This is a genomic window from Mesorhizobium sp. BR1-1-13 (genome assembly GCF_020165515.1).
In the GTDB taxonomy this organism is placed as follows: Bacteria; Pseudomonadota; Alphaproteobacteria; order Rhizobiales; family Rhizobiaceae; genus Mesorhizobium.
In genome coordinates, this window is sequence record NZ_JAIUIH010000006.1 from 372,628 (window position 1) to 385,172 (window position 12,545).

The 12,545-nt window shown below is 64.2% G+C and carries 10 protein-coding genes; 1 reads left to right on the plus strand and 9 read right to left on the minus strand.

All coding sequences use genetic code 11. The annotated features are described in order from the left end of the window. Positions 1-121 precede the first annotated feature (121 nt). The 6 genes from LB533_RS17200 to LB533_RS17225 form a co-directional block, all read right to left on the minus strand. Entirely contained in the window at positions 122-976 is an 855-nt protein-coding gene (locus LB533_RS17200; protein ID WP_224677799.1) for a hypothetical protein, read from the minus strand. Between the two features lie 378 nt (positions 977-1,354). Beyond that, a complete protein-coding gene (locus LB533_RS17205; protein ID WP_224677800.1) occupies positions 1,355-4,045 on the minus strand; it encodes a nitrate reductase in 2,691 nt (896 codons plus the stop codon). A 2-nt stretch (positions 4,046-4,047) separates the two neighbouring features. After that, a complete protein-coding gene (gene nirD / locus LB533_RS17210; protein WP_224677801.1) occupies positions 4,048-4,371 on the minus strand; it encodes a nitrite reductase small subunit NirD in 324 nt (107 codons plus the stop codon). 4 nt (positions 4,372-4,375) lie between these two features. Then, on the minus strand, positions 4,376-6,826 hold the full coding sequence (gene nirB / locus LB533_RS17215) for a nitrite reductase large subunit NirB (RefSeq protein ID WP_224677802.1): 2,451 nt from the start codon (positions 6,824-6,826) through the stop codon (positions 4,376-4,378). Between the two features lie 19 nt (positions 6,827-6,845). Further along, on the minus strand, positions 6,846-8,141 hold the full coding sequence (locus LB533_RS17220) for an MFS transporter (protein WP_140641506.1): 1,296 nt from the start codon (positions 8,139-8,141) through the stop codon (positions 6,846-6,848). A 47-nt stretch (positions 8,142-8,188) separates the two neighbouring features. Continuing rightward, positions 8,189-8,368, minus strand: coding sequence for a twin-arginine translocation signal domain-containing protein (locus tag LB533_RS17225; RefSeq protein WP_224677803.1), 180 nt, complete (start codon positions 8,366-8,368; stop codon positions 8,189-8,191). 44 nt (positions 8,369-8,412) lie between these two features. Here LB533_RS17225 and LB533_RS17230 point away from each other — a divergent pair, with 44 nt between their 5' ends. Next, positions 8,413-8,616: a hypothetical protein gene (locus tag LB533_RS17230; RefSeq protein WP_140641502.1), complete on the plus strand. Its 204-nt coding sequence runs from the start codon at positions 8,413-8,415 to the stop codon at positions 8,614-8,616. A gap of 108 nt (positions 8,617-8,724) precedes the next feature. Here LB533_RS17230 and LB533_RS17235 read toward each other — a convergent pair whose 3' ends face one another. The 3 genes from LB533_RS17235 to LB533_RS17245 form a co-directional block, all read right to left on the minus strand. Next, entirely contained in the window at positions 8,725-9,951 is a 1,227-nt protein-coding gene (locus LB533_RS17235) for a CmpA/NrtA family ABC transporter substrate-binding protein (protein ID WP_224677809.1), read from the minus strand. A 2-nt stretch (positions 9,952-9,953) separates the two neighbouring features. Further along, entirely contained in the window at positions 9,954-10,556 is a 603-nt protein-coding gene (locus tag LB533_RS17240; RefSeq protein WP_140641498.1) for an ANTAR domain-containing response regulator, read from the minus strand. A gap of 238 nt (positions 10,557-10,794) precedes the next feature. After that, the coding region (locus LB533_RS17245; protein ID WP_224677804.1) for an autotransporter domain-containing protein at positions 10,795-12,545 on the minus strand (1,751 nt) is incomplete at its 5' end.

Below are 12,545 nucleotides of genomic sequence, written 5' to 3' on the forward strand. Positions count from 1 at the left end.
CTGAGGCAGTTATGCTGTCATTCTTCGTATGGTGCTGACGTCCCGCCGCCGAGGCGGCTTTTTTTGTTTCGAGGATACGCAGCGGCACGGACCGCCTTCATAGTCTGGGCAGCGGCGAGTCTCAGTGGTCGGTGGAAAAACACGCTGCGAAGGCGGCATCCACGATCGCCAGCTTGGCGGCCTGGACGGTCATGTATTCCTGAAAGAAGCGGTGCGAGACCCACATCACGGAATTGCCGCGCTGGCCTAGCCAGCCGATGCTGCCGAGCGCCTCGGCATCGCGTAGTTTTCGGGCGAGGTGGGTGCGCGACAGTTTGAGCCAACTGGCGAATTCCGCCACCGAGACCACGCTGGTCGGAATCCGGTCTAGGCCGGCATGGTCGGGGTCGATGCCGGACATGAGCCGATCCATGACGATGCCGCCATTGTTGAGCCAGATGAACAGGGAAAAGGTCTGGTTGGGTTCGCGCACCGGTTTGGACGAAAGCAGGCCGTCGGCCACGAGGGGCTGCAGGGCGGCGAGCATATCGGGCCGCTCCAGGTATTTCGCCAGCCGGTCCGCGCCGTCGAGTCGGTCAAGAGTCCGTAGATGTGCGTGCACCCATCCGGTGAATGTCCGCACCGTGTCCGCTGTCGGCTGCAACGGGTGGGTGCGCCCGTCTCCGCCCGCTACGTATTCGGCGATGCGGTAGTGCAGCATCTCCTTGATGAAAGCGTCGGCGGTGTTGCGGCTGGCGACCTTGTGCTGATGCACGAACTCGATGAAGCGCGACACCGTCAAGGCGCTGCGGCGGTCGTCCGGGTCGCGCCTGAAATGCATGGCAAGGCCGACATGGCCCATCAGCCAGCGCTGCTGCGTGGCAAAAATGGAAGCAAGCCGCGGGCTGGCTTCGTAGATGTGGATCAGCGCCAGCGACTGCTCCTTGACGTGGCGGTGCAGATCCGGATGAGCGGCTATGTCCTCGATATCCAGCATCCACCTCCTTCTGGTTCGCCAACATTCCCGCGCTCCAGAGCGGGTCGCGTCGAAGCGGATTCATGCGACGCGCTTTTGGCTTTTTTTGTGCATGTCGTTCTCCCAAAACCGAGGTCACTTTTGGGCGACACGCATTTAGACATTTTCAGCCTTGCGCATTTGTGTCCAGATGAGGGGCTCGGACTAAAGTCCAGTTCTGTAGCCAATGATGGCGGCAAGACGTCGGCGGCAACCCCGCACGGGCAAGCACGGCGCGTTCAGCGATCTGGACAACCGCAGCTACGCCCGGGTGTCGTCCTGCAGCCCGGCTATGATGGGCTGACGCGGGGTCCGCCGGCTGCATGCGCATCGGGAGGCGCCGATGGCGGGTTCTGCCGCCTACTCGGCCGCCTGAACGCGATGTGCCTGGATGATGGCGCGGATCTCTGAACGGCAGGAGCCGCAATTGGTGCCGGCCTTCAGCGCGGCACCGATGGCTTCCACGTTCGTGCAGCCGGAAGCCACCGCCGCCGTGATCTGGTTGATTCCGACGTTGAAACAGGAGCAGACGGTCGCGCCGGCATCGGGCCGTTCGGCGCCGGAGCGGCCGGCGACGATGCGGAAGCGGTCGCGCTGGCTGGCATGGACCTCTTCGAGTTGCTGCGTCGCCCAGCCGCGCGATACGGCCACCGGGCCGGGCGCGACGAACAGGGCGCCCGCGAGCTGTGCGCCATTGAAGGCCGCGATGCGATGCTGGCCGGCATCGCGGTCGTGATAGGCGAGTATTTCGGCATCGGTCGAGGCGCCGAACAGGGATTGGGCAAAAACCGGCCAGTCGATGTCGTCGCCGGCAAAGGCGAGCTCGACCCGCCAGCCATCCCTGCAGCGGGCCACGGCCCAATAATCGGCGGCTATCGCTTCGGGCCTTTGTCGGGTCACGGCGAAGCCGAACGCCATCGCGGCGAATTTCTCGATGTGTACCGCAACGTGCTTCAGTGCCGGCTGGCCGGAAACCGGGTCGGTGAGTGGCGCAGTGAGCGTGTCGAGCCGGCCCTTGGCGGTGAACTGGTCCGTCCAGTGCATCGGCGCGAAGATGCTGCCCCGGCGCTGGCGGGACGTGATCAGCGCGCGCACGAGCACGGCGCCGCGCGGGCTGGAAACGCGCGCGATGTCGGCGTCGCCGATGCCGTATCGTGCTGCGTCGTCGGGGTGGATTTCGACGAAGGGTTCGGCCATGTGCTGCGACAGACGCGGGCTTTTGCCGGTGCGCGTCATGGTGTGCCAGTGGTCGCGGATACGGCCGGTGTTGAGGATTAGCGGGAAGGCGGCGGTGGTGCGGGTTTCCACGGTCGGGCGAATGGCGATGAAGCGGGCCTTCCGGTCCGAGGTGTAAAATTTGCCGTCTGCGAAGAAGCGGGTGGTTGGCTGGGTATAGACAGCCTGAACGCCCAAGCCTGGGCTCGGCGCTGGCCAATGGAGTGGCGCCAGCGCCTCATAATCCTCCGCATCAATCCCGCTGTAAGTACCGATATCGAAATCCCGCTCGCCATCATTCTCGAACCCAGACAGCGCGGCATGCTCGGTGAATATCCCGGCCGGCGCGTCATACGCGAACGCCTCGGCAAACCCCATGCGCCTGGCCACCTCGGCAATGATCCACCAATCCGGCCGCGCCTCGCCGGGCGCCGCCAGAAACGCGCGCTGGCGCGAGATGCGGCGCTCGGAGTTGGTGACGGTGCCGTCCTTCTCGCCCCAGGCCGTTGCCGGCAGCCGGACATGGGCATGGCGCACCGTGTCTGTGTCGGCCTGCACGTCCGACACCACCACAAACGGGCAGGCCTTGATCGCTGCTTCGACGGCGTCGGCATCCGGCATCGAATCGACCGGATTGGTGGCCATGATCCACAGTGCCTTGATGCGCCCGTCAGCCACCGCCCGGAACATGTCGACCGCCTTCAGGCCGGGCTTTTGCGCGATGTCAGGCGCGCGCCAGAAGCGCTGGACGCGGTCGCGATGCTTGGGGTTTTCGATCTCCATGTGGGCGGCCAGCATGTTGGCCATGCCGCCGACCTCGCGGCCGCCCATGGCGTTGGGCTGGCCGGTCACCGAGAACGGGCCTGCTCCCGGCTTGCCGATGCGGCCGGTGGCGAGGTGGCAGTTGATGATGGCGTTGACCTTGTCGGTGCCCGACGATGACTGGTTGACGCCCTGGCTGTAGACGGTGACGGTCTTTTCGGTCCTCGCAAACAGACTGTAGAAGCTGCTGAGCTCGTCCTCGCTCAGGCCCGTGGCGGCGGCGATGCCGGCAAGGTCGGGTGCCGAGGCGGCGAAAAGGGCTTGTCCGAAGCCGGTCGTATGCGCCGTGATGTAGGCGCGGTCCAGTGCGTTGTGCTGGCCGAGCCAGGCGAGCAGACCCGTGAACAGGGCGGTGTCGCCATCGGGCGCGATGGCCAGATGCTTGTCGGCGATATCCGAGGTCATGGTGCGGCGCGGATCGACCAGCACGATCTTCATCTCCGGCCGCTTTTCCCGCGCGGCGGCGATGCGCTGGTAAAGCACCGGATGGCACCAGGCGAGGTTGGAGCCGACCAGCACGATGAGGTCGGCCTGTTCCAGATCCTCATAGGTTCCCGGCACGGTGTCGGAGCCGAAGGCACGGCGGTGGCCGGCGACGGATGAGGCCATGCAGAGGCGCGAATTGGTGTCGATGTTGGCCGAACCGATGAAGCCCTTCATAAGCTTGTTGGCGACGTAATAGTCCTCGGTCAGCAACTGACCCGAGACGTAGAAGGCGACGGCATCGGGGCCATGCTCGGCGATGGTGCGCGAGAAGGTCGAGGCGACGAGGTCGAGCGCTTCGTCCCAGGAGGCGCGGCGGCCGTGGATTTCCGGTTGGAGCAGCCTGCCGTCGAGGCCGATGGTCTCGGCCAGCGCAGAGCCTTTGGAGCAGAGCCGGCCGAAATTCGCCGGATGGTCGGGATCGCCGCGGACCGACACCTGGCCGTCCGCGGCGACCTTCGCCAGCACGCCGCAGCCCACCCCGCAATAGGGGCAGGTGGTCCTCACCTCGCGCGCTTCGTCGATCTCCATGGTCAGGCGGCGGCCAGCGCTTCGAGCGCGATGAACAAACGCTCGCCCTCGACCTTCACCGGAATGGTGCGCACCGCGCCCTCGTCGGCGCCGAGCGCCTTACCGGTTTCCAGCGAGATGACCCAATTGTGCAGGGGGCAGGTGACCGCCGCGCCGTGCACGATGCCCTGGCTCAGCGGCCCGCCTCTGTGCGGGCAATGATCGTCAATGGCGAAGACCTGGTCGTCGGCGGTGCGGAAGACGGCGATCTTGCCTTGCGGTGTCGCGACGCAACGCGCGCCGCGGCGCGGGATGTCGGAGATGGTGCCGATGGCGATCCAGTTCATGATGTCACTCCGCCGCCTGTGCAAACTCAACCGAGGCCATCGGCCGGAACTCGTGCTTGTCCTTGCCCGACACGCGTTCCGACCACGGATCGACCTGGGCGAATTTCTGGGAAAAGACGAAGCGGTCGTAGAAGGCCTTGCGCTTGTCGCCATCGTCCATGATCTGGCGCTTGATCTCGGCGATGCCGACGCGCTTGGCCCATTTGTAGATGCGTTCGAGATAGCGGGCCTGCTCGCGGTACATCTGCGTCAGTGCCACGATATGCTCCAGCGCCTCGTCCTCGGTCCTGACCAGGCCGAGCACTTCGGTCCCTTTGATGTCGAGGCCGGCAGCACCCGCGAAATGGATCTCGTAGCCACTATCGACGCAGATCACGCCGACATCCTTGCAGGTCGCCTCGGCGCAGTTCCGGGGGCAGCCCGACACCGCCATCTTGACCTTGGCCGGCGTCCACGAGCCCCACATGAATTTCTCGATGCGGACACCGAGACCCGTCGAATCCTGCGTGCCGAAACGGCACCAGTCGGAACCGACACAGGTCTTCACCGTGCGCAGTCCCTTGGCATAGGCATGGCCGGAGACGAAGCCGGCCTGGCCGAGATCGGCCCATACCGCCGGCAGGTCCTCCTTGCGGATGCCGAGCATATCGATGCGCTGGCCGCCGGTCACCTTGACCATGGGGATCTCGAACTTGTCGACGACATCTGCGATGGCGCGCAGTTCGGCCGCATTGGTCACCCCGCCCCACATGCGCGGCACCACCGAATAGGTGCCGTCCTTCTGGATGTTGGCGTGGACGCGCTCGTTGATGAAGCGCGACTGATAATCGTCCGCATATTCGTCCGGCCAGTCGCAGACGAGATAGTAGTTGAGCGCCGGCCGGCATTTGGCGCAGCCGCACGAGGTCTTCCATTCCAGCTCCTGCATGACGGCGGGAATGGTCTTCAGCGCCTTGGCCTTGATCAGCCGGCGCACCTCGTCATGGGCGAGCGCGGTGCAGGAGCACATGGGCTGCACGGCGGCGGGATTGTACTTGTCGCCGATGGTCAGCACCATCAGCTTCTCGACCAGGCCGGTGCAGGAGCCGCAGGAGGCCGACGCCTTGGTGTGGGCGCGCACCTCGTCGAGCGAGGTCAGGCCCTTGGCCGTGATCGTGCCCGTGATCTTGCCCTTGCAGACGCCGTTGCAGCCGCAGATTTCCGCATCATCCGGCAAGGCTGCAACGGCCGCCATAGGGTCCAGCGGGGCACCCCCCTGGTAGGACTGGCCGAAGATCAACGTATCGCGCATTTGCGATATGTCGGTCTGCTTCTTCTTGAGGTCGTTGAACCAGGCGCCGTCCGCCGTCTCGCCGTAGAGCACGGTGCCGATGATGCGGTCGTCCTTGAGCACCAGGCGCTTGTAGACGCCGGCGGCGGCGTCGCGCAGCACGATCTCCTGACGGTCCTCGCCCTCGGCGAAATCGCCGAGCGAGAACAGCTCGATGCCGGTGACCTTGAGCTTGGTCGGTGTGTCCGAATGCACGAAGGCGGCACTCTCGTCGCCGGCAAGCTGGCTGGCCGCGACGCGGGCCATCTCGTAGAGCGGCGCCACCAGACCGTAGACCTGGCCGTTCACCTCGGCGCATTCGCCAAGCGCGAAAATATCGGGATCGTTGCTGCGCATGCCGGCGTCGACGACGATGCCGCGGTTGACGGCAATGCCGGCTTCCTTGGCCAGTGCCGCATTCGGCCGGATGCCCACCGCCATGACCACCAGCGTCGCCGGGATGACGGTGCCGTCGGCGAGTTCCACCCGCTCGACCTTGCCGTTGCCTGATATCGCCTGGGTGTTGGCCTTGGTGATGACCTTGATGCCGCGTTCCTCCACGGCGCGTTGCAGCAGGTAGCCCGCGGCCGGATCGAGCTGGCGCTCCATCAATGTCGGCATGACATGCAGCACGGTCACGTCCATGCCCTGCGCGCTGAGGCCGGCGGCGGCCTCCAGTCCGAGCAGGCCGCCGCCGATGACCACGGCCTTGGCGCGCGACTGGGCCGCGAGCATCATCGCCCTGACATCGTCGAGGTCGCGATAGGTGAGCACGCCGGGCAGATTGTGGCCGGGCACCGGAATGATGAAGGGCACCGAGCCGGTCGCGATGACGAGCTTGTCGTAGGGCTCGATGACGCCGTGGTCGGAGGTGACGGTCTTCGCCTGCCGGTCGATGGCGATGATCTTGTGGCCCTTGTAGAGGGTGATGCCGTGCTTGATGTACCAGCCGTCGCCGTGGATGATGATTTCCTCGTAGGCCTTCTCGCCCGAGAGAACCGGCGACAGCATGATACGGTCGTAATTGACCCTGGGCTCGGCGTTGAAGATGGTGACCTGGTAGCGGCCGGGCGCCTTTTCCAGGAGGTGCTCCAGCATGCGCCCGGGGGCCATGCCGTTGCCGATGATGACGAGTTTCTCGGTCATGTCCTGATCCGCTCCAATCTCACTCTGCGGCGTAGGAAAGGATCGACGCCTTGGTCGATGCGGCGCGCCCCATGCGCCTGACGCTGACATGCATCCAAGCAAGGCAGGCGACGACGATCAGGAAGAGCAGCATGAAACAGCTCGACCAGACGCCGGTGAGGTCGTTGAGCGCGCCGAAGGCGATCGGAAGGATGAAGCCGCCGAGCCCGCCGATCATGCCCACCACGCCTCCGACAGCACCGACATTCTGCGGATAATAGGCGGGGATGTGCTTGTAGACCGCGGCCTTGCCGAGGCTCATGAAGAAGCCGAGCACGCAGGCAACGGCTATGAAGGCGAGCGGGCCGATCTCGAAATGGAAGGCGATCGGCCCGCTAATGCCGCGCACGACGTAGTCTGCCGAGGGGAGAGACAGAACGAGGGTCGCGACGGCACTGACGGCGAAGGTCGAATAGAGCACCGTGCGGGCGCCGATCCGGTCGGAGAGCATGCCGCCATAGGCACGGAAGATGCTTGCGGGAATTGAATAGGCAGCGCCGATCATGCCGGCGGTCGCAAGCCCGAAACCATAGACGCCGATCAGATAGCGCGGCAGCCACAGCGACAGCGCCACGAAGGCACCAAAGGCGAAGAAGTAGTAGAAGGCGAAGCGCCAGACCTGCTGGTTCTTGAGCGGCGCGAATTCCTGCCAGAAGCTTCTCGCGGGCGCTGCCTTGCCGGCGCGGCGCTCACGGATGACAGGATCGTCGCCGGTGGTGAACCAGAAAACGACGGCCATGACGACCAGCGCGGCCGCCCAGATCTGCGCGACCGACTGCCAGCCCCAGGAGAGGAGCACGAAAGGCGCCAGGAACTTGGTGACAGCGGCGCCGACATTGCCGACACCGAAAATGCCGAGCGCCGTCCCTTGCTTGCCGGCGGGGAAGAAGCGCGAGACATAGGCGACACCGACGGCAAAGGAGCCGCCGGCAAGCCCGACGCCGAGCGCGGCGATCAGCATCTGCTCATAGGTGTGCGCAAAAGAGAGCAGGAAGGTCGCGATCGCCGCCGCGAGCATGGTCGCGGTGTAGACCAGCCGGCCGCCATAGCGGTCGGTCCAGATGCCGAGCACCATGCGCACGAGCGAGCCGGTGAGAATTGGCGTGCCGACGAGCAGGCCGAATTCCGTCTCGTTCAGCCCAAGCTCCTGCTTTATGCGGATGCCGATGATGGAAAAGATCGTCCACACCGCGAAACAGACGGTGAAGGCGATGGTGGACATCACAAGCGCCTGCCGGGAATCCTGGCTGGGCGCGGCTGGGAGATTTGCGGTCATGGTGGGACTGCCCTTTTTCGTGGCGATGTTCAGAGGTGCGGCATCTGTCAGCGTGACGAGGTCGCGACCGGCGGGATCATTTGCGGACCCTTGCCTTCCGTTTTGGTGCTGGCGGGAAACAGAAGGAGCGCGGCGACGAACAGCGCCGCCGTCATCGCGCTGCTGGCAAGAAAGTCGCGGCGCGTGAAATCCTTGAGGGCTGTTCCAGTTCCGATCCGTTTCGTCATCGTCGTCTCCGGTTGGGCGCTTTGGGAGGAGCGCCGTCGATTGCGTGTTCGGCCAAAACAAAAAAGCTGCCGGCCAGATCCGCGCGACCGGTGCATCCGGATCGCGTCGTAACCTGAGCGGCAGCTTTGCCTGCGGCGCCCGCCATTGGACGCCTGTTTCGTTGCCCGAGAAGGGCTCGTTTATTTCAAAGCAGGAACTGTGCCAGTTTCGCTTCGGAAAGGAATTTCGAATGAATTCAGTTGAATAGCCGAATCATGCGTAGATCCAGATGACCAGCGATAAGGTCAAACATTGGTCAGCTATGCGATCGTTCCGCATAATTTTTGTGCAACGCACAAGAATGGCGCGCAAATAATCAGGCCGGCTTCTGCGCCTCGATATAGGCGTCGATCCGGTCCGGGTCGAAGATGCGGCTGTCGAAGAAACCGTCGGGGCCGAGCACCAGGCTTGCCCCCGCCGAGCCGACGGGCGTTGCGATCTTCAGCGCGCCCTCGACCTTGGCATTGGCGCCGGGCAGCGCCACGCCGAGCGGCTTCAGCGCCGCCCGATAGAGGTCGGGCCGGTAGCAGTCGCGGGCAACGGTGAGGTTTTCAGGCGTGTGCGCGACATCGCCCCAGCGCACCATCTGGGTGTAGAACCACAGCGCATGGCTCTTCCAGGGAAAGTTGGCCGCCTTGTCGAAAGGCAGGAAGAAGTCTTCGACGCTCCTTTCCGCGCCGCCGCCAAGCTGGAGACGTCCGGTCAGGACCGGCATCTGGAGAGCCGCCTTCTGGCCGAGGAAGCCGGGCTGCGCCATCAGCGCCGCCAGTTCGCCCCGATTCTTCGGATCCTGGCACCAGCGGGCGGAGTGGTGCAGGGCCCGCAGCAGCGCCGCCAGCGCCTCCGGGTTTTCCTCGGCCCAGGCCTTGCGCGCGCCGATCACCTTTTCGGGGCTGTTGCGCCACAGCAGCGCCTTGACGGTGACGATGTGGCCGGTGCCGGCCGAGACGGAGACGCTGTTCCAGGGTTCGCCGACGCAATAGCCGTCAATGCGGCCGGCGGCCAGCGCGTCGGCCATGAAGGGGGGCGGCACGATGACGATCTCGATCTCGCCGTCGGGGTCGATGCCGCAGGCGGCGAGCCAGTAGCGCAGTTCGTAATTGTGCCCGGAATGCGGATGCACGACGGCAAAGCGCAGCGGGTCGTGGCCGGCCGCCGCGCGTTCGCGGATAAACGCGCCAAGTGCGGCGCCGGCGCGGGCCGGATCGAGATCCGATACGGCGCCATGCGCGGCCATGCCTTCCCAGACGGCTTTGGACATGGTGATGCAATTGCCGCCGAGACCGAGCGAAAAGGGCACGATCGTCTCGGATGCCAGCGGCGTGAGCCCGAGGTTGCAGGCGAGCGGCATCGGCCCAAGCATATGCGCGACGTCGAAATGGCCGATCGCGATGCGGTCGCGGATGTTGGCCCAGGAGGTCTCGCGGTGGAGGACGAGGTCGACGCCTTCGCGCGCGGCAAAACCCATTTCGCCGGCCGCGACCAGCACCGCGCTGTCGAACAAGGGCATGAAGCCGGCGGTGATCTGATGCGCAGCGGCCATGCTCATTCGTCCTCCAGCGGCCCGAGCAGTCCGGCGGTCGTTACCAGGCTGTGGGCGATGTCGCTGATCTTGCGGTTCTGGTTCATCGCCGTCTTGCGCAGCAGCGTGTAGGCCGCGTCTTCGCTGAGACCCCGCGACTTCATCAATATGCCCTTGGCGCGGTCGATGACCTTGCGATTCTCGAGCTCGCTGCGCGCTTCCTCCAGTTCGCGCGCCATGCGCGAAAAGGCGTTGAAACGGCTGACGGCCATGTCGAGGATCGGCTTGACGCGTTCCTGCCTGAGACCATCGACGACATAGGCGGACACGCCGGCATCGACCGCGGCCTCTATCGAGGCCTGGTCCGAGCGGTCGACGAACATGGCGATCGGCCGCTTCACCGCGCGCGACAGCTGGAACATGTTCTCCAGCATGTCGCGATTGGGGTTTTCGAGGTCGATGACGATGACGTCGGGTTCGATCTGGGCGATGCGGCGCGCAATGCCGGTCACGTCATGGATGACGGTGACCCGCTCATGGCCGGCCTCGCGCAATCCCGCCTCGATGATCGAGGCGCGGATGCGATTTTCGTCGATCACCAGGACGGCGAGTGAGGTTCGGACCATGTCCGCATTGTGACCAAGCGAAGGAATTGTGCAATGCGGGATAGCCCGGCGACCGCAACATTCGCCGAGAGTCGGAACGCAAGTTGCACAGCGGATATTGTCGCCCGCGACTTCGAAGCGTTCAACCGGGTTCGCAGGACCGGAATCCTTTCGACCGCTCAGCCGTGCGCAGAACGCTGATGCAAACCAGAATTCGGAGTTTGTGACACAATGCTCAGAACGCCGCCGGCGGCAAGGATCAGTTGAGCGGGAAACCAACGCTGCCGATGAAGTTCTGGTTTTCGATCCTCCAGCCATTGCCGAAAGAAAGCTGATATTTCGCACGCATATTGACCGTGCCCACCTTCGCGGACAACCCAAGTCCGGTCGTGACCTGATTTGTCGAGTTCGCCTCGCCGGTTACCGAATAAAAGGGTCCGGTTGTAAGATCGGCATAATTGAGGATCTGGTTATAGTCGCCGGACAGCCGGTACGAATCTTCGAAATCGGCGTCCAGCGACAGCTTGCCCCAGTCGACCGGTACGTCGTAGCTCATGTTCAGACCGAGTGCCGTTCGAACCGAAGTCGTGTTCATGCTGTCGTAGTTGAGCGCCCAGGTTGACGACCCGGTCTCGGCATACGAGTCCAGCTTCCAATGCACGGCATCGACACGGCCGAAGGGTGAGACCAGCCAGGCGCCTGATTTGAATTCCCTGGACAGCGCTGCGGAACCAAACCATTCCTCACCGCCCCGCGCGCCTTTCAGCAAAACGTCGCCGTCCGACGAATAGCGCTCGGAATCAAAGTTTGCGTGGCCGTAGCCGCCGACGACATCAAGGAAAGTCGACGGGAGGAAATTGTAGCTGCCATACAGCGCGACCGAGATGCTCTTGCCGTCGCTGCGGGTGCCGTCGTCTCCGATCGTGGTCTTGTCCGATGCGTAACCGACGGCGATACCGGCTTTCAGATGTTTCATGACCTGGGTGTCGATGCCGGCGGTGAGGCCGGGAGTCGTGAACGAATTCTCCGTTCCTCCAGATGGTGTGACGGAACCGAAGCTCACCGAGCCAGTGGTCCACAGGTGAAAAAGCGGCGACTCCTGCACCGACCCTGTGGGCATGACGGCCAACGCTTGAGCAGAGCCATTGGTCTCGTCCGGAGACCCGGCATAGGCCTGCGCGTCATCCTTGTTCTCGTCGAACCATTGCTGGGCGGCCTTGCTCTCCGACTGATTGACGGTCATGCCAAAAGCGACTGGCCCGCTATCGTCGTCATCGCCGTGCAATCTGGTGAGTCGATCCCGAATATTGTCGATCTGCGTCTGGCCGAAACGTTCCATGGCCGAAGCCTGGGCGTTGATCAGCCCGATGACATCAGGATCCTGGGAAGGGTCGGGCCGCAAATTCACCATGATCGAAACGACGCTGGACATCGTCGGCAGGTTGCTTGCGTCGCCGCTATAGCTGGCGGAGAGATCGTGGCTCCCCGCAGAGAGGCCCGACGTGATGAATGTGGCAGTGCCGCCACTCAGCACAACCGTTGCAAGGGTTGCACCCCCGTCACGGAAAGTAATGGAGCCAGTCGGAGCGACACCGTTGACGGTGGCGCTGAGGGTTAGCGGATAGCCGTACAGATTGGTCGCCGGAACATGCAGCGTGACTGTGGTTGCGGCCTTGGCAACCGAGAAACTCTGGGCGACAGGCACCGCAGCCATGTAGCTTCCATTGCCGGCCTGACGAGCTTCGACGGTACATTGTCCGACTGAAAGCAGCGAAACCGTCGCGCCGGAAACACTGCATACCGTCGTCGTCGTGGAGACGAACGTTACGGTCAGGCCCGAGCTTGCGGTGGCTGAAAGGCTGAAGCTCCCGCTGCCGAGAGCCCGGTTCGGCAAGGTATTGAACGTGATGACGTTCGTCCCCTGGGTGACGGCGAAGCTGCGCGACACCGTGGTGGCGGCCTGGTAGTCGGCGTTGCCGGCCTGGTCGGCGTCGATGGTGCAGGTGCCGG